General features: G+C 61.7%; 18 protein-coding genes and 1 tRNA gene. 14 read left to right on the forward strand and 5 right to left on the reverse strand.

Annotated features, from left to right (window positions below):
• Window positions 1–137: 137 nt before the first annotated feature.
• The 4 genes from U0004_RS02070 to U0004_RS02085 all read left to right on the forward strand — a co-directional run bounded on the left by U0004_RS02070 (window position 138) and on the right by U0004_RS02085 (window position 2,710).
• Window positions 138–620: an Lrp/AsnC family transcriptional regulator gene (locus U0004_RS02070; protein ID WP_034783718.1), complete on the forward strand. Its 483-nt coding sequence runs from the start codon at window positions 138–140 to the stop codon at window positions 618–620.
• Between the two features lie 82 nt (window positions 621–702).
• Window positions 703–1,659, forward strand: a complete 957-nt coding sequence (pip, locus tag U0004_RS02075) for a prolyl aminopeptidase (RefSeq protein ID WP_070258411.1) — start codon at window positions 703–705, stop codon at window positions 1,657–1,659.
• 112 nt (window positions 1,660–1,771) lie between these two features.
• On the forward strand, window positions 1,772–2,212 hold the full coding sequence (locus tag U0004_RS02080; protein WP_034783716.1) for a DUF2721 domain-containing protein: 441 nt from the start codon (window positions 1,772–1,774) through the stop codon (window positions 2,210–2,212).
• A 42-nt stretch (window positions 2,213–2,254) separates the two neighbouring features.
• A complete protein-coding gene (locus tag U0004_RS02085; RefSeq protein ID WP_034752899.1) occupies window positions 2,255–2,710 on the forward strand; it encodes a hypothetical protein in 456 nt (151 codons plus the stop codon).
• 2 nt (window positions 2,711–2,712) lie between these two features.
• On the opposite strand, the gene U0004_RS02090 is transcribed toward U0004_RS02085, so the two are convergent.
• Window positions 2,713–3,294, reverse strand: coding sequence for an SRPBCC family protein (locus U0004_RS02090; RefSeq protein WP_231958476.1), 582 nt, complete (start codon window positions 3,292–3,294; stop codon window positions 2,713–2,715).
• 160 nt (window positions 3,295–3,454) lie between these two features.
• Here U0004_RS02090 and U0004_RS02095 point away from each other — a divergent pair, with 160 nt between their 5' ends.
• Window positions 3,455–5,500 (forward strand): NADPH-dependent 2,4-dienoyl-CoA reductase, encoded by a 2,046-nt coding sequence (locus U0004_RS02095; RefSeq protein WP_070258415.1) that lies wholly within the window; start codon window positions 3,455–3,457, stop codon window positions 5,498–5,500.
• Window positions 5,501–5,578: 78 nt separating this feature from the next.
• Here the strand turns inward: U0004_RS02095 and U0004_RS02100 are convergent, their stop codons facing one another.
• From U0004_RS02100 to U0004_RS02110, 3 genes are all read right to left on the reverse strand, one after another.
• On the reverse strand, window positions 5,579–7,288 hold the full coding sequence (locus U0004_RS02100; RefSeq protein ID WP_070258417.1) for a cation:proton antiporter domain-containing protein: 1,710 nt from the start codon (window positions 7,286–7,288) through the stop codon (window positions 5,579–5,581).
• Between the two features lie 209 nt (window positions 7,289–7,497).
• Window positions 7,498–8,619 (reverse strand): beta-ketoacyl-ACP synthase III, encoded by a 1,122-nt coding sequence (locus tag U0004_RS02105; RefSeq protein WP_070258419.1) that lies wholly within the window; start codon window positions 8,617–8,619, stop codon window positions 7,498–7,500.
• Between the two features lie 187 nt (window positions 8,620–8,806).
• Window positions 8,807–10,249 (reverse strand): S41 family peptidase, encoded by a 1,443-nt coding sequence (locus U0004_RS02110; protein ID WP_070258421.1) that lies wholly within the window; start codon window positions 10,247–10,249, stop codon window positions 8,807–8,809.
• A gap of 368 nt (window positions 10,250–10,617) precedes the next feature.
• Here U0004_RS02110 and U0004_RS02115 point away from each other — a divergent pair, with 368 nt between their 5' ends.
• From U0004_RS02115 to U0004_RS02125, 3 genes are all read left to right on the forward strand, one after another.
• Entirely contained in the window at window positions 10,618–10,839 is a 222-nt protein-coding gene (locus tag U0004_RS02115; RefSeq protein ID WP_070258423.1) for a hypothetical protein, read from the forward strand.
• Between the two features lie 219 nt (window positions 10,840–11,058).
• A complete protein-coding gene (locus U0004_RS02120) occupies window positions 11,059–13,143 on the forward strand; it encodes a M13 family metallopeptidase (RefSeq protein WP_070258425.1) in 2,085 nt (694 codons plus the stop codon).
• 182 nt (window positions 13,144–13,325) lie between these two features.
• Window positions 13,326–15,401, forward strand: coding sequence for a M13 family metallopeptidase (locus U0004_RS02125; protein WP_070258427.1), 2,076 nt, complete (start codon window positions 13,326–13,328; stop codon window positions 15,399–15,401).
• Window positions 15,402–15,534: 133 nt separating this feature from the next.
• Here the strand turns inward: U0004_RS02125 and U0004_RS02130 are convergent, their stop codons facing one another.
• Window positions 15,535–16,098: a c-type cytochrome gene (locus tag U0004_RS02130; RefSeq protein WP_070258429.1), complete on the reverse strand. Its 564-nt coding sequence runs from the start codon at window positions 16,096–16,098 to the stop codon at window positions 15,535–15,537.
• A gap of 199 nt (window positions 16,099–16,297) precedes the next feature.
• Between U0004_RS02130 and U0004_RS02135 the strand changes: the two genes are divergently transcribed.
• The 6 genes from U0004_RS02135 (at window position 16,298) to U0004_RS02160 (ending at window position 24,985) form a co-directional block, all read left to right on the forward strand.
• Window positions 16,298–16,373: transfer RNA gene (locus tag U0004_RS02135), tRNA-Arg, on the forward strand.
• A gap of 427 nt (window positions 16,374–16,800) precedes the next feature.
• Window positions 16,801–19,458 (forward strand): TonB-dependent receptor, encoded by a 2,658-nt coding sequence (locus U0004_RS02140; RefSeq protein WP_070258431.1) that lies wholly within the window; start codon window positions 16,801–16,803, stop codon window positions 19,456–19,458.
• 109 nt (window positions 19,459–19,567) lie between these two features.
• Entirely contained in the window at window positions 19,568–20,920 is a 1,353-nt protein-coding gene (locus tag U0004_RS02145; protein WP_070258433.1) for an MFS transporter, read from the forward strand.
• Window positions 20,921–20,944: 24 nt separating this feature from the next.
• Window positions 20,945–21,892, forward strand: coding sequence for a glycoside hydrolase family 43 protein (locus U0004_RS02150; protein ID WP_070258435.1), 948 nt, complete (start codon window positions 20,945–20,947; stop codon window positions 21,890–21,892).
• An 18-nt stretch (window positions 21,893–21,910) separates the two neighbouring features.
• The gene (locus U0004_RS02155; RefSeq protein WP_070258437.1) at window positions 21,911–22,981 is read left to right on the forward strand and encodes an aldose epimerase family protein; all 1,071 of its coding nucleotides are present in this window, start codon (window positions 21,911–21,913) and stop codon (window positions 22,979–22,981) included.
• Window positions 22,982–23,242: 261 nt separating this feature from the next.
• A complete protein-coding gene (locus U0004_RS02160; protein WP_070258439.1) occupies window positions 23,243–24,985 on the forward strand; it encodes an IlvD/Edd family dehydratase in 1,743 nt (580 codons plus the stop codon).
• The last annotated feature ends 11 nt before the right edge of the window (window positions 24,986–24,996 follow it).

Raw genomic sequence — 24,996 nt, forward strand, 5'->3', positions numbered from 1 at the left:
AAAGCGGGAGCATGCGCACGGTGCAGCCTGCTCGCCGGATCCCATTATGTTCTTGCTGTGATGAAATGTGCTTGCTTTTCCTGCCCTGCATGTCCTAGTATTCGGGTAGATTCCACTCCTATAAAAACAAAAAATAGATGAAAATTCCAGAAGTTAGCCTCGACGCCACCGATTTGCAGATACTCAGGTTGTTGCAGGATGAAGGACGGCTGTCGAATGCGCGCCTGGCCGAGCGCTTGAAGCTCAGCGAAACCCCCGTCTGGCGCCGTCTGCGCCGCCTGGAAGAGGAAGGTTTTATTACCGGCTACCAGGCTTTGCTCAACCGCAAGAAGCTGGGCATCGGCCTGGTCGCGTTCGTCCGGGTCGTGTTTGCCAACCATGGCGGCGAGCAGCCGTCGCAGTTCGAGCAAGCCATCGCGACGATTCCCGAAATCTTGTCGTGCCACAATGTGGCGGGCGAAGCCGATTATTTCCTGCAAGTGGTGGCGCGCGACCTGGAAGCATATGGCGAATTCGTCTCGACCGTGCTGCGCCGCCTGCCGGGCGTGGCGGAAATCCAGTCCAGCCTGTCGATGCGCGAAATCAAGTCGTCGAACCGCCTGCCCTTGCTGCTGGCCTGAGGCGCCGGCGGCGCACTATAATTGGAACAGTTGCCAGGACTCGTGCCTGGCGCCCTGACCGCCACTCCAAGGACCGCTCGCCATGCCAGACTCCCTGTCGCCCCTGTTTCCCGCCCTGACGCCGAACCGGCACGGCATGCTGGCGGTCGATGACATCCACACCATTTATTGGGAAGAGTGCGGCAACCCCGACGGCATTCCCGTGCTGTTCCTGCACGGCGGGCCCGGCGCGGGCCTGTCGCCGCAGCACCGCCGCTTCTTCGATCCGCAGCGCTACCGCGTGATCCTGTTCGACCAGCGCGGCGCGGGCAAGTCCACGCCGCTGGGCGAATGGCGCAACAACACGACGCAGCTGCTGATCGCCGATATCGAACGCCTGCGCGCCCAGTTCGGCATCGGCCAATGGCTGGTGTTTGGCGGCTCCTGGGGCTCGACCCTGGCGCTGGCGTATGGCCAGGCGCATCCGGAGGCTTGCCTCGGTTTCGTGCTGCGTGGCATTTTCCTGTGCACGCAGGCGGAAATCGACTGGTTCATCGACGGCGTGCGCTGGTTCTATCCGGAACTGTACGAGGAATTCGCCGCGCCCATCCCGGCAGAGGAACGGGGCGACTTGCTGGCCGCCTACGTGAAACGCATCCTCAGCAGCGACCCGGCCGTGTACTGGCCGGCCGCGCGCGCCTGGAGCCGCTTCGAAGGGCGCCGCGTGTACCTGATGCCGCAACCGGAAGATGCGCCGAACGATGCGCTGGACCTGGGCGTGGGCCGGCTCGAATCGCATTACATGGCCAACCTCGGTTTCTTCGAGGAAGACCAGCTGATCCGCAACATCGGGCGCATCGCGCATTTGCCGGCCGTCATCGTGCAAGGGCGCTACGACGCCATCTGCCCGCCGCTGTCGGCCTACCGTTTGCAGCAAGCCTGGCCCGGCGCACAGCTGGAAATGATCCCGGACGCGGGCCATGGCGCGCTCGAGCACGGTATCGCTTCGGCGCTGGTGCGCGCCACCGAGCGCTTCGTGCCGGGGCGCGGCTTCGCATGACGTTCAACCACGCCGGTTGGCAAAGCGGCCAGCCGGCGTGCGCCACCTGCTACACTATGGCCTGTGCTGGCGCCACGGTCGGGCGCCGGTGTGAACCCACGACTTTTTATCCATGAACATACAGATCGGCGACATCGGCCATATCATCCAGCTGGCGATTGCGCCGGTTTTCCTGTTGACCGGTATCGGTACCATGCTGGTGGTGCTGACCAACCGCCTGGGCCGCATCATCGACCGCACGCGCGTGCTGGAAGACCGGCTCGACATCGGCTACAACGATTTCTATATGGATGAGCTAGATACCTTGTATCGGCGTACCCATCTGATCAACTATTCGATTTCGCTGAGCACGGCGTGCGGTTTCTTCGTCTGCGTCATCATCGCCATGCTGTTTTTGGGCGATATTCTGAACCTGACCCTGGACAAATACATCGCGGCCTTCTTTGTGCTGGCCGTGATTTGCCTGATCGGCTGTTTTATTTATTTACTGCGCGAAATTTATCTGGCCGCGACGGCCCAGCGCATCCGGCGCCATATCCGCCCGCCCCGTTAAGCGGCGCGCCGGCTTACCCTACTATTGAAGAACGAGTCCAGCATGCACGATTACAAACGTCCCCCCACCCTGCACCGCTACGGCCAGCGCAGCGAACTCGAGCTGGCGCTGAGCCTGGGCCAGTTCCGCCTGGCGCCAGCGGGCAATTGTCTGACCCTGAGCTTTTCGCAAGTGTGGGACAAACAATTGTTCGATTTGTTCGCCCCGGCTGACGCCTGTTTGATCATCCACAATACGGAAGAATTCGGCGAACGCCTGCACCGCGCCGTGCAGCGCACCCTGCCCAGCTGGGCAGGCATCGATGGCCTGGTCGAATACGGTCAGCGCGCCGCCCTGGGCGCCGCCTTCACCAAGACGCGCGCCGAGGCGCCCGAGCAGGAATGGCTGTTCGCCTGGCGCTCGATGCAGCCGCAGGCGAGCCTGAACCCTGTCACGGTAAAACTGGGCAGCCTGGAAAACTTCGCGGAAATCCGCGACCGCGACACGTACCTGGCGTAATGTTATCCGGATTTATCGGCGTACTGGCTGTCGATGCGGGTGAGCACGGCGGCCATCATGCGCTCGATATCGCCGCGTATCATGGTCGTGCCCAGCATGCCGGGCACGTAGAAGCCCGGCATCAGCCGGCTGGAAAAGACGATGCGCGTGCCGCCCGTCTCGGGGATGGGGTACAGATTCCAGCGCGATTCGTAATGCCGCATGTCGCCCGAGATCAGGGCGATGTCGATGGCCGTGAACGGTGTTTCCGTGGCCCGCACCACCAGGTGGATGGGGTGGTTCATGAACAGGAAGCGCGCCATGCCCTGCTGCTCGATGATGACTTCATTGCCGTTGCGCGACAGCACGCGGCAGGAGCTGAGGTCGGGCACGAATTCATGCATGCGCTCGTACGTCGTCAGGGTCTTCCAGACGGAGGCCGGTGGCGCCTGCACGCTGCCGCTGGCATCGACTTCATACATGCGCTGCCCGTCGATCTCGATGCGCTTGACGTCGACCTTCAGCCTGTCCAGGCGTGTCGCCTGTGCCTGCGCGGTCGCGGGGACGGCGCACAGCATCAGCAGGCAAAGGAAGAGTCGCGTCATGCACCTAGCCTACGGGAAACTTGCCCCCGGCACAAGCTGTACGCATCGCCGGCCCGTGCGCCGGGCGATTTAGAACCCCCGGTCTAGAGAAATACGCTGCGGCGAGCGGCAATGCTTGCTACCGTACGGCCTGCATACCACCTCTACCGGACCGATCATCATGACTGCCTATCCCCATCTGCTGGCCCCGCTCGACCTGGGTTTTACCTCTTTGCGCAACAGAGTCATCATGGGGTCCATGCACACGGGCCTGGAAGACCGCTTTTACCATTATGGCAAGCTGGCCGCGTTTTACCGCGAACGGGCGCGCGGTGGCGTGGGGCTGATCGTCACGGGCGGCATCTCGCCGAATCGCCAGGGATGGCTGCTGCCGTTCGGCGGCACGCTCAATTTCCTCGGCGACGTGCCGAATCACCGCAAGGTGACGCGCGCCGTGCACGAGGAGGGCGGCAAGATCGTCATGCAGATACTGCATGCGGGCCGCTATGGCTACCAGCCGTTCGTCGTCTCGGCGTCGGCGAAGAAATCGCCGATCTCGCCATTCCGGCCCCGTCCCCTGAGCGAACGGGGCATCGAACGCACTATCTGCGACTACGTGCGCTGCGCGCGCCTGGCGCAAAAGGCCGGCTATGACGGCATCGAAGTGATGGGCAGCGAGGGCTACCTGTTGAACCAATTCCTGTGCGCGCGCACGAATCTGCGCCAGGACCGCTGGGGCGGCAGCATCGAGAACCGCATGCGCCTGCCCGTGGACATCGTGCGCCGCATCCGCGCCGCCGTCGGCCCCAACTTCATCATCATGTACCGCCATTCGCTGCTCGACCTGGTCGAGGGCGGCAATACCTGGGACGACGTGGTGACGGTGGCCAAGGCCCTGGAACACGCCGGCGTGACCATTCTGAATACGGGTTTCGGCTGGCATGAGGCCAGAGTCCCCACTATCGTCACGTCCGTGCCGCGCGCCGCCTTCGCTTCCGTGGCGGGCCGGCTGCGCCGCGAAGTCAATATCCCCGTGGTGGCGTCGAACCGCATCAACATGCCGCACGAAGCGAACGCCATCCTGGAACGCGGTGACTGCGACCTGGTATCGATGGCGCGGCCTTTCCTGGCCGACCCGTTTTTTGTCGCCAAGGCCGCCGCAGGCCGCGCCGACGAAATCAATACCTGCATCGGCTGCAACCAGGCGTGCCTGGACCATACGTTTGCCAACAAGCGCGCCAGTTGCCTCGTCAACCCGCGCGCCTGCCATGAAACGGAACTCGTCTACGCGAAAAAGGCCGTGCCGCGCCGGGTGGCCGTCGTCGGCGCCGGCCCGGCCGGCCTGTCCGCCGCCTGCGTGGCGGCCGAATGCGGGCACGAGGTGAGCCTGTTCGACGGCAGCGACAGTGTCGGCGGCCAGTTCAAGGTGGCCATGCAGATACCTGGCAAGGAAGAATTTACGGAAACCATCCGTTATTTTGCGCGCCGGCTGGCGCTGCTGGAAGTCAAGCTGCACCTGGGCCAGCGCGTGACGCGCGAGCAATTGCTGGCGGGCGGCTATGACGACGTCATCGTCGCCACCGGCATCAAGGTGCGCCTGCCGGCCATTCCCGGCATCGACCATCCGAAGGTGCTGTCGTATCTGGATGTGCTACAGAGCAAGAAGCCCGTGGGTGCGCGCGTGGCCATCATCGGCGCGGGCGGCATCGGCTTCGACGTGGGTGAATACCTGCTGCACGACCCGGCGCATCCGCTGCCCCAGCCTGTGGCCACCTGGGCGGGCGAGTGGGGCGTGGACCTGGACGCGGCCACCGGCGGCGGCCTGGTGCCGCCCGTGGCGCCGCATCCCGTGCGGCAAATCTTCCTGTTGCAGCGCAAGACCTCGAAAGTGGGGGCGGGACTGGGCAAGACGTCGGGCTGGGTGCACCGCGCGGCACTGGCGAGAAACGGCGTGGCCATGCTGGCCGGCGTGAGCTACGACAAGATCGACGAGCAGGGCTTGCACATCACGGTGGGCGGAGAGCAGCGCCTGCTGGCGGTGGACAACGTGGTCATCTGCGCGGGCCAGGACAGCTTGACGGAACTCATGCCGCCCGCCGACAAGGATGGCAAGCCGCTGGCGGCGGGCGGCCCTCGTTTCCATAAGATCGGCGGCGCCGCGCTGGCGGCCGAACTCGACGCCAAGCGGGCGATACGGGAAGGCGCGGAGCTGGCCGCCAGTTTATAACCCGGAAAAAACTGGGGTCGGACCCTGAGGGTCCGACCCCGGCATTTGCATGGGCTAGAGGTTCGGTATCAAAGAACCTTAATGGCCATGCCCCTTCTTCGCCGCATCAAAACTCTGCAGCACGTGCTCGGCCATGCCATTCGCCAGCTCGTGCTCGCCGATAAACACCTTGCCCGCGTTTTCCGCGCGCAGCAATTCCGCCTCTTCCTCGCTGTGCGTGCGCACCACCGTCATGATGGAGGGGTTCAGCGCGCGCGCCGTCTCGATCATGGCGCGCACGTGGAAGGTATCGGGCGTGGCGATGACGAGCATGGTGGCGTGCGTGATGTGCGCCTGGATCAGCACGGCCGGTTCGCCCGCATTGCCGGCCACGGCCGGGATACCCTGCTTGCGCAGCTGGTCGACGATTTCGCGGTTTTCCTCGGCCACGACGAAGTGGATGCCCCGTTCCATCAGGGCGGCGGCGATGCGCCGGCCCACGCGGCCATAGCCGACCAGGACGATCTGGCCCGACAGTTTTTCCTGCGGCACCGTCATCGGCAGCTCGGCCAGCGGGTCGGTGGTGCGTTCGAACTTGCGCGCGAAATCGCTGTTGCTCATCACGCGCAGCAACGGCTTGGCCATGCTGAACACGAGCGGGTTGAGGGCAATCGACAGGATGGCGCCGGCCAGGATCAGGCTTTGGCCTTCCTGTGGCATCAGGCCCAGCGACAGGCCCAGGGCGGCCAGGATGAACGAGAATTCACCGATCTGCGCCAGGCTGGCCGAGACGATGATGGCCGTTTTCGGCGGATAGCGCAGCGCCATCACGAGCAGGAAGGCGGCGATCGACTTGCCGAAGATAATGATGGCGCACACGGCCAGCACTTGCAGGGGCTTCTCGATGAGGATGTTCGGCTCGAACAGCATGCCGACGGAAACGAAGAACAGCACGGCAAACGCGTCGCGCAGGGGCAGCGACTCTTCCGCGGCGCGGTGGCTGAGTTCGGATTCGCGCAGCACCATGCCGGCGAAGAAGGCGCCCAGCGCGAAGGACACGCCGAACAGCTTGGTCGACGCATAGGCGATGCCGACGGCGGCGGCGATCACGCACAGGGTGAACAGCTCGCGCGAACCGGTGCGCGCCACCTGCCACAAAATCCACGGGAACAGCTTGCGGCCGACCACCAGCATGAAGACGATGAAGCCGGCTACTTGCCCCAGGGTAATGGCCAGGGTTTGCCACAGGCTGACAGCCTCGGCATCTGGTGCCACCTTGCCACCCAACACGCCGGCAAACGCCGGCAGCAGCACGAGCACCAGCACGGTGACGAGGTCTTCCACCACCAGCCAGCCGACGGCGATGCGCCCATTCAGGGAGTCGAGGATGCCCCGTTCTTCCAGCGCGCGCAGCAGCACCACGGTACTGGCCACGGACAGGGCCAGGCCGAAGATCAGTCCGCCACCGAGGGTCCAGCCCCACCAGTGGGCCAGGCCCATGCCCATCGCCGTGGCGACGCCGATCTGCAGGATGGCGCCAGGCAGCGCGATCTTGCGCACGTCCCATAAATCTTCGATGGAAAAGTGCAGGCCGACACCGAACATCATCAGCATCACCCCGATTTCCGCCAATTGTCCGGCTATTTCCGCATCCGCGACAAAACCGGGCGTGGCCGGTCCGATGATGATGCCGGCGGCCAAGTAGCCGACCAGGGCCGGCAGTTTCAGGCGCGCGGCGATGAAGCCGAAGATGAGGCCGAACCCGAGGGCGGCGGCGATGGTGGTGATCAGGCTGATGTCATGGGGCATGCGTGTGGGGTTCCTTATGGGACGTGCGGATGGAAAAAGATGTTGCTCAGCGACCAAGTATAAACGCATCAAAGCCCCTGCCGGAAAATTTCCTGCGGCTTTATTGCAAAAAACCTGTGCACTATCTTCGTCCAGGTGGCCACGAACGCATGTCATCCACCCGGATCTTCTCCTAATTCAAGGATTCCACCCTATGCCACCCCGTGTCTTTACACCTTGCGCACGATCACGCAGCCGATGGAATAACCGGCGCCGAACGAGCAGATGACGCCCGTGGCGCCCGCCGTCATGTCATCCTGATATTTATGGAAGGCGATGATGGAGCCGGCCGACGAGGTGTTGGCGTAGGTGTCGAGGATCACGGGCGCTTCGTTGGCTTCCGCGTCGCGGCCCAGGATCAGGCGCGCGATCAGCAAGTTCATGTTCAGGTTCGCCTGGTGCAGCCAGTAGCGGGAGACTTGCGCCACTTCCACGCCGGCCTTGGCCAGGGTCGCCTTGATCATCTCGGCGGCCATCGGGCACACTTCCTTGAAGACCTTGCGGCCTTGCTGGCGGAACAGTTTATCGGCCTGGCCCACGCCGGACTCGTCAAAACGGTTGAGGAAGCCGAAATTGTTGCGGATGGCGTTAGAGAAGCGCGTTTTCAGTTCCGTGCCGATGATCTCGAACTGGTGCCTGGATACGGCCGTGTCCTTGGCTTCCACGATGATTGCGGTGCAGGCGTCGCCAAAAATAAAATGGCTGTCGCGGTCGCGCCAGTTCAGGTGGCCGCTGGTGATCTCGGGATTCAGGACCAGCACGGCGCGCGCCTGGCCGCTTTGCACGGCGGCCACGGCTTGCTGGATGCCGAAGGTGGCGGACGAGCACGCCACGTTCATATCAAAACCATAACCGTCGATGCCCAGCGCATCCTGCACTTCCACGGCCATGGCCGGGTAGGCGCGCTGCATATTGCTGCAAGCCACCAGTACCATGTCGATATCGGCTGGCGTGCGGCCCGCGCGCGCCAGCGCGTCGCGCGCGGCGGCAACCGCCATTTCCGCTTGCAGGGACAGTTCGTCATCGCTCCGTTCCGCAATGCGCGAGACCATGCGCGCCGGATCGAGGATGCCTTCCTTTTCCATCACGAAGCGCGACTTGATGCCGGACGCCTTTTCGATGAAGGCCACGCTCGACAGATCTAGCGCCGTCACTGTGCCCGCGGCGATCGCGTCGGCGTTGTCGGCATTGAACTTTTCAGCGTAGGCATTGAAGCAGGTGACCAGCTCTTCGTTGGAGATCGAAAATGGCGGCGTGTACAGTCCGGTACCGCTGATGACGACTTGTTTCATGGTTAAGCTTTCAAATTTGGCAATCGGCGCGATGCCGATAAGTGAAGCAAATTTTACACAAACGGGCTCGACTGTAGAGAGTTTCGTGTTGCGGGGCAGGGCGATGTGTGGCGGAAGATTGATTTTTGTCGCGTGGACGGGTGACAGGGGGGCATGGCGCCCCCCGCTGTGATGCTGGCGCTGCTGCTTACTTTTTCTGTTCTTTCTTGACGTCGGCCTGCACCACCACCGGTTCGGCCTTGGCCAGTTGCACCGGCAGACCCTTCAGGTGGTTCAGCGCCTGGTGCAATTGAAAATCGTCCTTGCTGCCAAATTCCAGCGGCTTGCGGGTCTTTTCCAGGGCGATGATGCGCAATTGCTCTTCCATCTCGTCGTTGACGGGCGCGGCCTTGGAGCTTTCCTGGTCGCGGTCGTTGCTCAGGTGCTTGGTCAGGTCCGCTTCGCGGATGCGCAAGCCGTTGAGGCCATCGCCGTCCGCATTTTCATCGACCAGCAGGTCGGGCACGATGCCCTTAGCCTGGATCGAGCGGCCGTTCGGCGTGTAGTAGCGGGCCGTCGTCAGCTTGACGGCCGTGTCGGCTGTCAGCTGGCGGATGGTTTGCACGGAACCCTTGCCGAAGGTCTGCGTGCCGATGATGGTGGCACGCTTGTAATCCTGCAGGGCGCCGGCGACGATTTCCGAGGCCGAGGCCGACCCCGTGTTGACGAGCACCACCAGCGGCACTTTCTTGATGGCGGCCGGCAATTTCGCCAAGGCATCGCCTTCCGAACGGAAGGTATAGTATTCGGCGCCGCCGTAGAACACCTGTTTCGAATCCGGCAACTGGCCATTCGTCGAGACGATGGCCGCGTCCTTCGGCAGGAAGGCGGCCGAGACGCCGATGGCGCCCTGCAGCACGCCGCCCGGATCGTTGCGCAAGTCCAGCACCATGCCCTTGATGTTCGGGTCTTGCTGGTATAACGCCGTGATTTGCGCGGCCATGTCGTCGACGGTCGGTTCCTGGAATTGCGACACGCGCAGCCAGGCGTAGCCGGGCTCGACCATCTTCGCCTTCACGCTCTTCTGGTGGATTTCCTCGCGCGTGATGGTGAAGGCCAGCGGTTGCGGTTCATCCTTGCGGGCAATCGTCAGCGACACCTTGGTGCCCGGTTCGCCGCGCATGCGCTTGACGTTGTCGTCCAGGCTGACGCCTTTCACGGGCTGGCCATCAAGGCGGGTGATCAGATCGCCGGCCTTGATGCCGGCGCGGTAGGCGGGAGAATCCTCGATGGGCGAGACGATCTTGATGTAGCCGTCTTCGCTGAGGCCGATTTCAATGCCCAGGCCGACGAACTTGCCTTCGGAGCCTTCGCGCAGTTCGGCGTAGGCTTTCTTGTCCAGGTAGGCGGAATGGGGGTCGAGCGAGGCGACCATGCCGGAAATGGCGTCTTCCAGCAGTTTCTTGTCTTCCACCGGCTCGACGTAATCGGACTTGATCAGGCCAAATACGTCGGCCAGCTGGCGCAGCTCTTCCAGCGGCAGGGGCGGCTCGACGGTCTTTTGCGCCATGGCGGAAAATTGCAGCGACACGGCGACGCCGGCCACCACGCCCAGGCCGATCAAGCCGGTATTTTTGAGTTTGCCCATCATTGCACCTTTGCAGCTAGCGTGTCTTGCACAAGCGCCAGTCCCCGTGGAGCGGCGCTTTCCTGAAAGTATAGACCTGAATCTCTGCCGGCGTGGGCTGGCCGTGGAAAAAGCATGCCTGGGCCCAGTCTACGCGCGAAAACGGGGCTGTCAGCTTGCCATATGTTGCGGTTTTGTATGCGATGTATAGTTACTCTTGAGGGGAGTAAGCATTTGTAAGAGTCGAAAAAAAGCGTGTGCGGCGGCCCTATAGTGGACTCGCATTCTCGACCCGAAGTGGTTTTGCCTGCGTCCGCGGACGCAGGCTTTTTTTTATCCGCGGGCTCAGGCTCATTTAGACTGGCGCTTCTTCCTTCCCAGCAGATAGAAAAATGTTAACTGATTTGCAGGCACGTGCCGCGCTTACAGCGCTGATTGAAAAGTATCTGATGGGGCGGCATCCTGATGCCGGCCTGCTGATCGATATCGTTCAGGATCCGTCACGGCAAGTGCCGATTCGGGGTGTGCTCGAAGATATCGGGCAGTTCAACAACACGCAGTTCACGCAACAGGAGCTGGCGCTGATTGACGAGCTGCTGTATCTGTATGGATAAGCGCTGCATGCGCTGTTCCAGCCCGCGCCATGCTCGCCGGACTGGACAATGAAAGCCCCTTGAGTCTGGCCGAACTGAGCCGCGATTCCCGGGCAGTCCGGGGGCAAGGATGGCCAAAAGGCATGCTCGCGTGCTACATTCCTGCAGCGCCTGGCGCGGCAGGCTATCCGCCCGAAGCCATCCGCCCGGTCTTTTTGACATGCCCCATAAGGACAATCCGTGAATCGCTATCTCTTGAGCAGTCTGACCCTGACCCTGTTGGCTGCGTTTGCCCATGCCGCCGAACCCGTATCCGCCTCTGCCGCCCCGACCGTGGCGCCCGGCGTCGCACCTTCCGCACCTGCCGCCGCCGGCGTCGTTTCCGGTATCGATGTGCAGTACATCGACCCCGCCGTGCGCGTGCAGGACGATTTCTTCACCCATTTGAACGGCAAGTGGCTGGCCACGGCCGAGATTCCTGCCGACAAGTCGAGCTGGGGTTCGTTCGCCAAGCTGCGCGATGACACCACGCCACAGTTGCGCGGCATCATCGAAGCCACGCAAAAGGACAAGAACAGGAAAGCCGGTTCCGAAGCGCAGAAAATCAGCGACCTGTACGCCAGCTACATGGATGAAGCCAAGCTCGAGGCGCTGGGCACGAAGCCGCTGGCCGGCGAACTGAACCGCATCCGCTCGCTGCGCGACAAGAAGGGCGTGCCGGCCCTGATCGCCCACCTGAGCCAGACGGGCGTGGCCACGCCGTACGCCGTCTACGTGGGTCAGGATGCCCGTGCCTCGACGAAATATGCGGCATATGTGAGCCAAAGCGGCCTGGGCATGCCGGACCGCGACTACTACCTGGAAGCCAAGCAGGCTGGCGTCAAGGAAAAATACCAGGCGCACGTGGAAAAGATGCTGGCCATGGCGGGCGACAAGAACGCCGCCGCCCGCGCCAAGGCTGTCGTTGCGCTGGAAACGGCCCTGGCCGAAGTGCAATGGACCAAGGTCGAGAACCGCGACCCCGTCAAACGCTACAACAAGACCGACATCAATAAACTGAACGACCTGACCCCGGGCTACGACCTGAAGTCCGGCCTGGCCGCCCTGGGCATTGCCAACAAGGTCGATTACGTCATCGTCAACCAGCCGAGCTACCTGGCCGGCTACAACAAGGTGCTCGCGTCTGCCGACCTGGATACCCTGAAAGCGTATTTCGAATGGCAGTTGCTGCGCAGCTATGCCAGCTACCTGTCGAAAAATTTTGTCGATGAAAGCTTTGCCTTCTACGGCACGGTGCTCAGCGGCGTGACGGAAAACCAGCCGCGCTGGAAGCGTGGCGTGGGCGCTGTCGAAGGCGTGCTGGGCGAAGCCGTCGGCAAACTGTATGTCGCGCAATACTTCCCGGCAGAACGCAAGGCGCACATGCAGGAGCTGGTGAAAAACGTGCTGGCCGCCTACAAGGACAGCATCGACACCCTGGACTGGATGAGCCCGGAAACCAAGAAGGAAGCGCAAGCCAAGCTGGCCAAGTTCACGCCGAAGATCGCGTATCCGAACAAATGGCGCGATTACACGAAGCTGCAAATCGTCCAGGGCGACCTGGTGGGCAACATGATGCGCGCCGCCAATTTCGGTTCCGCGCGCCAGGTGGCCAAGCTGGGCAAACCGATCGACCGCGAAGAGTGGGGCATGACGCCGCAAACGGTGAACGCCTATTACAGCTCGACGATGAATGAAATCGTCTTCCCCGCGTCCATCCTGCAGCCGCCGTTCTTTGACGCCAACGCGGACGACGCCGTCAACTATGGCGCCATCGGCGCCGTCATCGGCCATGAAATCAGCCACGGCTTCGACGACAAGGGCAGCCAGTCCGATGGCGACGGCAACCTGCGCGACTGGTGGACCCCGGCCGACCGCAAGAATTTCGCTGCCAAGGCCGACGCGCTGACCAAGCAATATGACGGTTACAGCCCATTGCCGGGCTATCACGTCAACGGTGCACTGACTCTGGGCGAGAATATCGCCGACAACTCGGGTGTGGCGATCGCCTACAAGGCCTATAAAATCTCGCTGGGCGGCAAGCCGGCGCCCGTGCTGGACGGCCTGACGGGCGACCAGCGCTTCTACATGGGCTTTGGCCAGGTGTGGCGCAGCAAGATGCGCGAAGCGCAGCAGATCGTGCAGATCAAGACCGACCCGCATTCGCCGGGCCAGTACCGCGCGAATGGCACCATGGTCAACCAGCCTGGCTTCTACGAAGCGTTTGGCGTGAAACCGGGCGACAAGATGTATGTCGCGCCGGAAAACCGCGTGATCATCTGGTAAGCCCAGCCTCGATGAAAACGTAATCCTGTAACAACAAAAGAGACCACTCGCGTGGTCTTTTTTGCATTCTGGCCAAAGTTCTTTCTGTCATTTCGGCCGGTATGCTACAGTCAAAAACCGGGCCAGAAGCCTTGGGCCTTCTGACCCTTATGTTTCCACACAATACAATATAGAGGACAACCGTGAATCGTTATTTGTTAAGTGCATTGACCCTGAGTTTGCTGGCCGGCGTGTCCGGCATGGCTGGCGCCGCTGATGCGGCCAAGAAAACCGCCGCCGCTCCCGCCACGGCCGTCGCCGGCGCGGCGCTGACGTCCGGCATCGCCGTCGAATACGTCGATCCTGCCGTGCGCGCGCAGGACGATCTGTTCCAGCACCTGAATGGCAAATGGCTGGCGGAAACCGTGATTCCTGCCGACAAGTCGAGCTGGGGCAGCTTTGCCAAGCTGGCCGACGATACGCAAACGCAGCTGCGCGGCATCGTCGAAGGCGCTGCCGCTGACAAGGCCCGCGCGGCCGGTTCGAATGCCCAGAAGATCGGTGATTTCTATAACAGCTTCATGGATGAAGCCAAGCTGGAAAGCCTGGGCCTGACCCCCTTGAGTGCGGAGCTGGCGAAGATCGCCGCGCTGCAGGACAAGGCGGAATTGCCTGCCGTAATCGCCCATTTCAGCAAGCTGGGCGTGACTTCGCCTTACGACTTCGGCATCCACCAGGACGCCAAGGATTCCACCAAGTACGTGGCCGACATCGTGCAGAGCGGCCTGGGCTTGCCTGACCGCGACTACTACCTGGAAGCAGGCAAGGCCGACACGCGCGCCAAATACCTGGCCCACGTGGAAAAAATGTTGAGCCTGGCCGGCGACGCGAACGCGGCCGCCAATGCGAAAGCCATTGTGGCGCTGGAAACGGATCTGGCCAAGGCGCAATGGAGCAATGTGCAGAACCGCGATCCCGTCAAGACCTACAACAAGGTGGAACTGGCGAAACTGGCCGCCGTGGCGCCAGGCTACGACTGGGCCCGCTACCTGAAGGATACGGGCATCGCCGGCAAAGTCAATTACGTGATCGTCAGCCAGCCCAGCTACCTGAAGGGTTTTGCCGAGATCGCCAACAAGACTCCGCTGGAAACGTGGAAAGCGTATTTCCAGTGGCACTTGCTGCACGCTAACGCCGGCTACCTGCCGAAAGCGTACGTCGATGAAAACTTCGCCTTCTATGGCACCACCCTGACGGGCGTGACGGAAATGCGTCCGCGCTGGAAACGCGGCGTGGGCGCCGTCGAAGGCGCGCTGGGCGAAGCCGTGGGTCAGCTGTACGTGGAGCAGTATTTCCCGGCCGAACGCAAGGTGCGCATGGAAGCGCTGGTGAAAAACCTGATGACGGCTTACAAGCAGAGCATCGACAAGCTTGACTGGATGAGCCCAGTCACCAAGAAACAGGCGCAGATCAAGCTGGCCAAGTTCACCACCAAGATCGGCTATCCGAACAAATGGCGCGATTACTCGGGCCTGACGGTGGCGCCGGACGATTTGATCGGCAACATCCAGCGTTCGCACTTGCTGAACTACAACCGCGAGTTGAACAAGCTGGGCCAGCCCATCGACCGCGACGAGTGGGGCATGACGCCGCAGACCGTGAACGCCTATTACAACCCTGAGCTGAACGAAATCGTCTTCCCGGCCGCCATCCTGCAAGCGCCGTTCTTCGACGCCAACGCGGACGACGCCGTCAACTATGGCGCCATCGGCGGTGTGATCGGCCATGAAATCAGCCACGGCTTCGACGACCAGGGCGCCCAGTACGACGGCGACGGCAACCTGCGCGACTGGTGGACCAAGGCCGACCATAAAAACTTCGCCAAGAAAACCAAGCAATTGGTGGCGCAGTACAACAGCTTCAGCCCCGTCAAGGGCCACTTCGTCAACGGCGAACTGACCCTGGGCGAAAACATCGCCGACAATTCCGGCGTGGCAATTGCGTATAAGGCGTACAAATTGTCGCTGAACGGCAAACAAGCTCCCGTCATCGACGGCTTCACGGGCGAGCAGCGCTTCTACGCGGGCTTTGCCCAGGTCTGGCGCATGAAGATGCGCGAAGCGCAGCAACTGGTCTTGCTGAAAACGGACCCGCACTCGCCAGGCCAGTTCCGCGCCAATGGCACCATGCGCAACCAGCCCGGCTTCTACCAGGCCTTCGACGTGAAACCGGGCGACAAGATGTATTTGCCACCGAAAGACCGCGTCATCATGTGGTAACAGCAGTTCTGACGCGCTAGTACCGAGCCGCCCCGCATCAAGCCGGGCGGCTTTTTTACGCCATGTGATCTGGCGCAAACTGCGGGTAAAAAAAAACCGCCCATCCGGGCGGTTCCTTGCTACTGCGAGCTGCTTACTTGGCAGGTTCCGCGACTGGTGCGGCAGCGCCGTCAGCGGCAGTGGCTGGTGCCGGCACTTCCGGTTCCTTGAACTTGCCGCCCGACGCATTGGCGATGTAGACGACGGCGCGCGCCACTTCCACATCGTCGAGGTCGGGATTGCCGCCCTTGGCCGGCATCGCGCGCAAGCCTTCGATGGCGTGTTTCAGGACCGTATCGTAGCCCTGGGCCAGGCGGGCCGACCAGCCGCCCGCATCGCCAAACTTCGGCGCACCGGCCACGCCGGCGCCATGGCAAGCCACGCAGGTCGCCGTGTAGACGGCTTCGCCGCTTTGCAGCACTTTCGGACCGCTGGCATCCTTGAAGGTGAAGCCGGCATTGGCAACCGGACTCAAGCGCTCGGCAATGGCTTCCGGCGACTGGCTGTCCGTACCGGCGCCCGTCAGTTTTTGCGCCGTGACGAACTGCACCAGCAGGATGATGCCGATGACGGTGATGAGGAAGAAGCCAGCTACGGCGGCAAGCAATTGTTTAGGCGTTTTGATCGCTGATTGTTGTTCGTTATGTGCGTCGCTCATGATGTCCTTAGTCCAGATTTGAAACTGATGGCCGTGTAAGGTAGCATTTTTACATGCCTGGATGTAAACCTTTATGAAACCCACAATTATAGGCACAAAAATTGAGCAGTGACATGCAATTGCCAGCGATACGACAGTTTCCGTAGACGTAGGTAAAGAAAAACGGTATCCTTCGCATCACTTCAGAAATTCCCCCTACGCGGCTGTAGCTCAGTGGATAGAGTATTGGCCTCCGAAGCCAAGGGTCGTGGGTTCGATCCCCGCCAGCCGCACCAGACAAATCAAGACTCCCGTTTTATCCAGCCAGCATTGCCATGCGGCTGCATGCCGTGTTCTCCATTGTGATTTCAACCCGGCAGGGACTGTGACGCTGCGCTGCGGGCGAATCCAATACCTCCACACCTTCGTGCGAGAACGACGCTTGCCTAGGCACGTGACTGTTTCTGCTCGCCATGAGCACCGTGTGCCGCTACATGTCGATACTGCCACTTTTTTGTGCGCCACCTTCCGAAAACGCCCCTGACGCCCCTGCCGTTGTCCGTTTGCAACCTCCAAAGTCCACTAACCGCCGATATCAAAATTGATATCGAAACAGTGGAAAAATTGATTGGAGAGATTATCGCCCAGCCCCTAAGATAAACGCCGAGCATGCGAACGACATGCAAGCAGCACAAAAAATATCAATACAATATCTGGAGATTCATGATGCGCAACGCCACCGGCCCGCTCGCGGCCACTTCCCCTCGTCCATTCACCTTGAAGGCAGCCGTTGCGGCATTGGCCGGTATTGGCCTGCTGAGCACGGCTTCGGTATGGGCGCAGGAGGCGGTGGTGGCCGATGCCAGTGCCGAGCCTGCTGCGGAAGTGTCGGTCGTGACCGTCAGCGGCGTGCGCCGTTCGGCGCAGAATTCGCAGCAGATCAAGATGCGCTCGGACCAGGTCATCGATTCCATCGTCGCCGACGACATCGGCAAATTCCCTGATAACAATGTAGCCGAGACCCTGGCGCGCATCTCCGGCATCCAGATCCGCCGCGATTCAGGCGAGGCCAGTGCCGTCATGATCCGCGGCTTGCGCGATGTCACGACCCTGCTCAATGGCCGCGAACTGTTCACCACCACGGGGCGCTACGTCAACCTGGCCGACATTCCCGCCACCATGCTGCAGCGCGTGGACGTGTACAAGTCGCAGGGCGCGGACCAGGTCGAAGGCGGCGTGGCCGGCATCATCGACGTGCGCACCAACCGCCCGTTCGACTTCAAGGAGTTCACGGCCAGCGTCAACACGCGCGCCGTCTACAGCGACAAATCGAAAGCCACGGACCCGAACATCAGCGGCATGGTGGCCAACCGCTGGAAGACGGGCATCGGCGAAGTGGGCGCGCTGCTGGGCTTGTCGCAGCAGCAGCACCGTTACCACGAAGAGCGCGCATTCAATACGGCGCCCGTGGATAAAAGTTTCCTGTTGCCCGGTTTGACGGGGCCGGACCAGGTGGGCTTGCTGCCGATCAAGGGCGACCGGCGCCGCAGCACCGCCAATGCCGTGCTGCAATGGCGTCCGAACGCCGACGTCGAGCTGTATGCGGAAGGCATGGCCACGCGTTTCCTGCTTGATGCCGAGTCCGACTACTTTGTCGGCTTGCCATGGTGGGGCACGCCCGTGTCGGCTACAAAGATTCCCGGCACCGACCAGCTGCAAACGCTCACTTCCACCGACGTCAACACCATCATGTCGACGCAGGTGAACAAGAACCAGACGAAGACGCATCAATTTGCCGTCGGTGGCTTGTGGGATATCAACCCGGAATGGCGTTTCACGTCGGAAGTGGCCAGCACCAAAAGCACCTATGCCTGGCGCAACCCGATTCTCGATGCGATTACCGTCGTGCCGAATGCCCGCATCAATACCAACCAGAATGGCACCTTGCACGTCGACTACACGGGCATCGATTTGCAAGACCCGTCGAATTACTATCTGAAGGGCTTTTTCGACCGCTACGGCCGTGACCAGGGCAGCTCGAACGACTTGCGCGCCGACCTGGCGTACACGCCCAGTGCCGGCGGCATCTTCAAGGAAATCAGCGTCGGCCTGCGCGGCGTGAAGCGCGAAGCCGAATCGATCAAGAGTTTCGAGGGCAATGCGGAAGCACCGGACGTGTCCGGCGCCGCGTTTCCGTTTGGCCGCCAGAGCGTGACGTCGATTCCGGGCCTCAATTGCCTGTCGGAACCGATGTCCAGCGGCGGCCCCGACTATGGCTTGAAGCAGTGGTACACGCCGTGCGCCAGCTTCCTGCTCAACAACACTGGCACCATCCGCGAAGCCGTCACGGGCAGCAGCGCGGCGCGCGCCATGGACCCGGGTTCGTTCTTCAAGGACACGGAAAAGACGTATTCCATCTATACCAAGGCGAAGATCGCCTTCAAGCTGGGTGCCTACCCTGTCGATGGTACCTTGGGCGTGCGCGTCGTGCGTACCGAGCAAAGCCTGCAAGGCAACAGTTCGCAAGATGGCGTCTACACGCCCGTCATCAGCGACACGGCCAGCACCGATGTGCTGCCGAGCGTGGCCCTGAAAATCAAGCTGCGTGCCGACCTGGTCGGCCGCTTCGCTGCCGGCCGCACCATCAGCCGTCCGGGCTTTTCCCAGCTGAACCCGGGCGTGGCCCTGGTCAACTCGACGGAAACGGTGAAAGCGACGGGCGCGGGCGGCAATCCGAACTTGAAACCGGTGACGGGCGACAATGTTGACGCGGCACTGGAATGGTATTTCGCGCCAGCCGGTTCCGTGACGGCCACCGTGTTCCACCACAAGTTCGACGGCTATATCCAGCAACGCATTTCCAGCGAAACCATCGGTGGCAAGACCTATGACGTGGACCGCCCGTACAACACAGCCGCCGGCAAGCTGCAGGGCCTGGAAATTGGCTACCAGCAGTTTTATGACGGCTTGCCGGGCCTGTTGAGCGGCCTGGGCTTGCAGGCGAACGGCACCTACATGAGCGGCACCACCGACGACGAGACGGGCAGCCATGCCATCACGGGCGTGTCGCGCTATGCCTACAACCTGGTGCTGCTGTACGAAAAAGATGCGTGGTCGGGCCGCCTGGCCTACAACTGGCGCTCGAAATTCATCGACAGCTACAACCAGGGCGGCCCCGGCCTGGACTTGAAAGTGGCGCCGACGGCCCAGCTCGACGGTTCGCTGTCGTACAAGATCAACGACCAGTTCACGGTGACCCTCGATGGCAATAACTTGCTGGACACCAAGTTCAAGGATTACTGGAACGAACCGGGCGTGTATGCGCGCGATACGCGCCGCTATGACCGGACAGTTGGCCTCTCTTTACGCTGGAAAATGTAAGTTGATCGCACAGTAAACAATCAAGGGCGTTGCCATGGTTTCGGCCGGCAACGCCCCTGTCAGTTGGACAGTCACGCACGATTCATCATAAAAAGAATGGACGGAAAGCATGGAGACGCAAAAATTATCCACCGTTGAAAAGGTCGGCTTCGGCGCCGGCGACATGGCGCTCAATGTCGTCATCTCGTCGATGATGCTGATCATCACCTTTTTCTATACCGATATCTATGGCTTGAAAACCACCGACCTGGCCCTGCTGTTCGTGGCCGTGAAAGTCATCGGCGCCATCGCCGACCTGGTCATGGGCCAGATCACCGACCGCTACAGCTTTGCCTCGGGACGCTACCGGCCGTACCTGCTGTGGCTGGCCGTGCCGTATGGCGTCAGCGTCTTCTTTGTCTTCAGCACGCCCGAATGGCAGTATGACGCCAAGCTGATCTGGGCATATTCCACGTATATCCTGATGACCATCATGACGGCCGGCGTGGGCATCCCGTATATTTCCCTGATCAGCGGCTTGACCAGCGACCCGCAGGACCGCCTGTCGGCCAACGGCTACCGCCTGTTCTTCGCCAAGATCGGCGCCTTCATGGTGACCATCGTCGTGCCGGTCCTGTCGCAGCGCTGGGGCGGCGGCAACCCGGCCGTCGGCTACCAGGCGGCCATGGCCGTGATGGCCGTCATGGGCGTGGCCCTGTTCCTGTTCTGCTATTTCTCCACCACCGAGCGCGTCGTGCACGTGGTGGAAAAGCAATCGCTGCTCGAGCAATTGAAAGTGCTGCTGCAGAACGATCAGTGGCTGGTGCTGTGCGGCGTGTGCGTCACGGGCACCATCGGCTATGTGGTGCGCGGCTCCGTCGCCATTTATTACGCGAAATACTATCTGGGCGGCAGCACGGAAACGGTGGCCGCCTTCCTCACGACGGGCGTGGTGGCTGCCATCCTGGCCATGATCGCCTCGACCTGGATCACCAAGTTCTATTGCAAGGTGAAACTGTTCCGCTACACGCAGATCGGCGTCGCGCTGATCAGCCTGGCGATCTATTTCTTTGTAAAACCGAGCGACACCGTGCTGGCCTTCGCCCTGTATTTCCTGCTGTCCTTTGTGGTGGACTTGCATGCGCCCGTGTTCTGGTCGGCCATTGCGGAAACCATCGATTATGGTCAAGTCAAGACGGGCAAGCGCGTCTCCGGCTTCGCTTTTGGCGGCATTTCCGTCTGCCAGAAGGCGGGCATGGCGGTGGCGGGCGGCCTGGTGGGCGTGCTGCTCGCGTATTTCGACTACCAGCCCAACCATGAGCAAACGCAATTCGCCCTGAACGGCATCGCCCTGATGCTGTCGATCATCCCCGGCTTTTTCCACTTGCTGATGGGCTTGCTGATGTTCAAGTACCGCATCAGCGATGCGTACTACAGCGGCGTGAAGGTAGAGATGCACAAGCGCGGTTTTGTCGTCGCGTAAGAATAACTGAATGGAGTAAACAACATGGCAGACGTCTTGAAACCGCTGATCGAACAGCGCGCCGACCCGCATATCACCCGCCACAGCGACGGCTATTATTACTTTACGGCCTCCGTGCCCCAGTACGACCGCATCGAACTGCGCCGCGCCGACAGCATCGCCGGCCTTGCGGACGCGCAAACGGTCGACGTGTGGCACAAGCCGGAAACGGGGCCGTACAGCGAACTGGTGTGGGCGCCGGAACTGCACTTCAACCAGGGCGCCTGGTATGTGTATTTCGCTGCCGCGCCGAGCCGCGAGATCAAACATAAACTGTTCCAGCACCGCATGTATGCGATCCGCAATACGAATGCGAATCCGCTCGAAGGCGAGTGGGAATTCATGGGGCAGATCGACACGGGCATCGACACCTTTTGCCTGGACGCCACCACGTTCGAGCACGACGGCGTGCTGTACTACCTGTGGGCGCAGAAAGATGTCGCCATCGAGGGCAATTCCAACCTGTACATCGCGCCGATGGCCACGCCGTGGCAGCTGGCCGGCCCGCCCGTGATGCTGAGCAAACCGGAATTCGACTGGGAAATCCGCGGCTTCTGGGTCAACGAGGGACCGTCCGTGCTGAAGCGCAATGGCAAGATCTTCATCAGCTATTCGGCCAGCGCCACCGATGAAAACTACGCGATGGGGCTGCTGTGGGCCGACGAGTCCGCCGACTTGCTCGACCCGTTTTCATGGAGCAAGTCCCCCGAGCCCGTGTTTGCCACCTGCTATGAGCACGGCATCTACGGCCCCGGCCACAACAGTTTTACGACGGCTGACGACGGCGACGGCGTATTGCTGGTGTACCATGCCCGCACCTACACGGAAATCGTCGGCGACCCTCTGTGGAACCCGGATCGCCACACGTTTGTCAAACCGCTGCGCTGGGATGCGCAAGGCATGCCCGTGTTTGGCCGCTCATCGACCCTGTAACGTTACGGACCCGACGCCATGACCCCAGTTGATTCTGTTTCAGTGACGCAAGCGCCGTTCGGCATCCTGCCCGATGGCCAGCACGTCAGCGTATTTACCCTGACGAACCGCCAGGGCATGCAAGTCAAGGTGCTCGACTTTGGCGCCATCATCAGCGAAATCCACGTGCCGGACCGCGACGGCAGCTTTGCCGACGTGGTGCTCGGTTTCGAGCGCATCGAACCGTATCTGCACAACAGCGCTTTCCTAGGCGCCGTCATCGGGCGTTTCGGCAACCGCATCGCGCAGGGGCGTTTCAGCCTCGACGGCAAGGATTACCAGCTGGCCGTCAACAATGCGCCAAACCACTTGCATGGTGGCAATCAGGGCTTTCACCAGGTCATGTGGCAGGCCGAGCCGTTCACCAAGGATGATGTGGTTGGCGTCACGTTCACGCGCAGCAGCCCGCACGGCGAAGACGGCTATCCGGGCAAGCTGGACGTCACCGTCGTGTACGAACTGGACAACGACAATGCGCTGAGCCTGCGCTACCATGCCGTCACGGACCAAGCCACGCCCGTCAACCTGACCAACCACAGCTATTTCAATCTGGCGGGGCAGGGCGATATCCTCGGCCACGCGCTGTCCATCAACGCGGACCGCTACCTGCCCGTGGACGCGGGGTCGATCCCCACGGGTGAGCTGGCGGACGTGGCCGGCACGCCGTTCGACTTGCGCCAGAGCATCATCATCGGCGACAGCATCGCCCTGCCACATGAGCAACTGCGCATCGGCCGTGGCTATGACCATAACTTCGTGCTGAATCAACAGGCGGAGCAAGGGCTGAAGCTGGCCGCCACCGTGCGCGATCCGCAATCGGGCAGGGTGATGCAGGTGTACACGCAGGAGCCCGGTGTCCAGTTTTATTCGGGCAATTTCCTCGACGGCAGCCAGCCCGGCAAGCTGCGCGCCAACAGCTATCGCAGCGCGCTATGCCTGGAAACCCAGCATTTCCCGGATTCGCCGAACCAGTCCCACTTCCCCAGTACCATTTTGCGGCCGGGTCAGGAGTATCGGACGCAAACCGTGTACCGGTTTTCCGCAGATTAATCGTCTAACCCCAAACGAAATCCGGGGTCGTACCCTCAGGGTACGACCCCAGCCTTTGCTGGGGTAACGCGGATTGAAAACCTTTCACGCCCTGCCGCCACGTGCGCGCAGGGCTTTTTCATTGGGGGATGCTGATATCGTTTTCGATATCGGAACGCATTAAAAATTGATTGGAAAGGCATGGCAGGATTCTTTAGTATTCCAACATCGCTGCCCGGGCCGACGACATTAGATCCGGCATGGCACAACCAGGAGAATGGCATGTCTGAGACAAAAAAGAAGGTTGCCCTGCGCTCTGCCGAGTGGTTCGGCTCGCAGGACAAGAACGGCTTCATGTACCGCAGCTGGATGAAAAACCAGGGCATACCTGACCACGAGTTTCACGGCAAGCCGATCATCGGCATCTGCAATACCTGGTCCGAACTGACACCCTGCAACGCCCATTTCCGCCAGTTGGCCGAACACGTCAAGCGCGGCATCCTGGAAGCGGGCGGTTTCCCGGTGGAATTCCCTGTCTTCTCGAATGGCGAATCGAATTTGCGCCCGACGGCCATGCTGACGCGCAACCTGGCCTCGATGGATGTGGAAGAATCGATTCGCGGTAATCCGATGGACGCCGTCGTGCTGCTGGTCGGCTGCGACAAGACCACGCCAGCGCTGCTGATGGGCGCGGCCAGCGTCGACATCCCCACCATCGTCGTCAGCGGCGGCCCCATGCTGAACGGCAAGCTCAATGGCAAGGATATCGGTTCCGGTACGGCCGTGTGGCAGCTGCACGAACAGATGAAGGCCGGTTCCATCACCTTGCACCAGTTCATGTCGGCCGAATCGGGCATGTCGCGCTCGGCCGGTACCTGCAACACCATGGGTACGGCCTCGACGATGGCCAGCATGGCCGAAGCGCTGGGGACCTCGCTGCCGCACAACGCGGCCATCCCCGCCGTCGATTCGCGCCGCTACGTGCTGGCGCATATGTCGGGCATCCGCATCGTTGAAATGGTGCACGAAGACCTGCGCCTGTCGAAAGTGCTGACGCGCGAAGCGTTTGAAAACGCCATCAAGGTCAACGCGGCCATCGGCGGCTCGACCAATGCCGTGATCCATTTGAAAGCGATTGCCGGGCGCATCGGCGTGCCCCTGGAAATGGAAGACTGGACCCGTGTGGGCCGCGGCACGCCGACCATCGTCGACCTGCTGCCGTCGGGCCGTTTCCTGATGGAAGAGTTCTACTATGCGGGCGGCTTGCCGGCCGTGATACGCCGCCTGGGCGAGGGCGACTTGCTGCCGCACAAGAATGCGCTGACCGTCAACGGCAAGTCGCTGTGGGACAACTGCGTCGAAGCGCCGATCTACAACGATGAAGTGGTGCGCACCTTGGACAACCCGCTGCTGGCCGATGGCGGCATCTGTGTGCTGCGCGGCAACCTGGCGCCACGCGGCGCCGTGCTGAAACCGTCGGCCGCTTCGCCGCACCTGATGCAGCACCGCGGCAAGGCTGTCGTCTTCGAAGATTTCGAGCATTACAAGGCCCGCATCGTTGATCCGGATCTGGATGTGGATGCGAACTCCGTGCTGGTGATGAAGAATTGCGGTCCGAAAGGCTATCCGGGCATGGCTGAAGTGGGCAACATGGGCTTGCCGCCGAAACTGCTGGCGCAAGGCATCACCGACATGGTGCGCATCTCGGATGCGCGCATGAGCGGCACCGCCTATGGCACCGTCGTCTTGCACGTGGCACCGGAAGCGATGGCGGGCGGCCCGCTGGGCATCGTGCGCGATGGCGACATGATCGCCCTCGATTGCCACAACGGCAGCCTGAATATCGACATCAGCGACGCGGAAATCGCCGAGCGCCTGGCGGCCCGCGAACTGGGCAGCGCGCCCGGGCCGAAGAGCGGCTACCAGCAGCTGTACATCGAACACGTGTTGCAGGCCGATGAAGGCTGCGATTTCGACTTCCTGGTCGGCAATCGCGGTTCCGCCGTGCCGCGCCACTCACACTAAGCGGAGAATCC

Origin of the sequence: Janthinobacterium lividum, from assembly GCF_034424625.1 — a bacterium.
Taxonomy (GTDB): domain Bacteria; phylum Pseudomonadota; class Gammaproteobacteria; order Burkholderiales; family Burkholderiaceae_D; genus Janthinobacterium; species Janthinobacterium lividum.

Bases quoted from the DNA above. Each gene is read 5' to 3' on its own strand.
- pip (WP_070258411.1), top strand. From the start codon at position 703: ATGCCAGACTCCCTGTCGCCCCTGTTTCCCGCCCTGACGCCGAACCGG.
- U0004_RS02110 (WP_070258421.1), bottom strand. From the start codon at position 10,249: ATGATGGGCAAACTCAAAAATACCGGCTTGATCGGCCTGGGCGTGGTG.
- U0004_RS02090 (WP_231958476.1), bottom strand. From the start codon at position 3,294: ATGACGCGACTCTTCCTTTGCCTGCTGATGCTGTGCGCCGTCCCCGCG.
- U0004_RS02140 (WP_070258431.1), top strand. From the start codon at position 16,801: ATGATGCGCAACGCCACCGGCCCGCTCGCGGCCACTTCCCCTCGTCCA.
- U0004_RS02100 (WP_070258417.1), bottom strand. From the start codon at position 7,288: ATGCCCCATGACATCAGCCTGATCACCACCATCGCCGCCGCCCTCGGG.
- U0004_RS02155 (WP_070258437.1), top strand. From the start codon at position 21,911: ATGACCCCAGTTGATTCTGTTTCAGTGACGCAAGCGCCGTTCGGCATC.
- U0004_RS02150 (WP_070258435.1), top strand. From the start codon at position 20,945: ATGGCAGACGTCTTGAAACCGCTGATCGAACAGCGCGCCGACCCGCAT.
- U0004_RS02085 (WP_034752899.1), top strand. From the start codon at position 2,255: ATGCACGATTACAAACGTCCCCCCACCCTGCACCGCTACGGCCAGCGC.
- U0004_RS02070 (WP_034783718.1), top strand. From the start codon at position 138: ATGAAAATTCCAGAAGTTAGCCTCGACGCCACCGATTTGCAGATACTC.
- U0004_RS02160 (WP_070258439.1), top strand. From the start codon at position 23,243: ATGTCTGAGACAAAAAAGAAGGTTGCCCTGCGCTCTGCCGAGTGGTTC.
- U0004_RS02095 (WP_070258415.1), top strand. From the start codon at position 3,455: ATGACTGCCTATCCCCATCTGCTGGCCCCGCTCGACCTGGGTTTTACC.
- U0004_RS02130 (WP_070258429.1), bottom strand. From the start codon at position 16,098: ATGAGCGACGCACATAACGAACAACAATCAGCGATCAAAACGCCTAAA.
- U0004_RS02145 (WP_070258433.1), top strand. From the start codon at position 19,568: ATGGAGACGCAAAAATTATCCACCGTTGAAAAGGTCGGCTTCGGCGCC.
- U0004_RS02115 (WP_070258423.1), top strand. From the start codon at position 10,618: ATGTTAACTGATTTGCAGGCACGTGCCGCGCTTACAGCGCTGATTGAA.
- U0004_RS02080 (WP_034783716.1), top strand. From the start codon at position 1,772: ATGAACATACAGATCGGCGACATCGGCCATATCATCCAGCTGGCGATT.
- U0004_RS02105 (WP_070258419.1), bottom strand. From the start codon at position 8,619: ATGAAACAAGTCGTCATCAGCGGTACCGGACTGTACACGCCGCCATTT.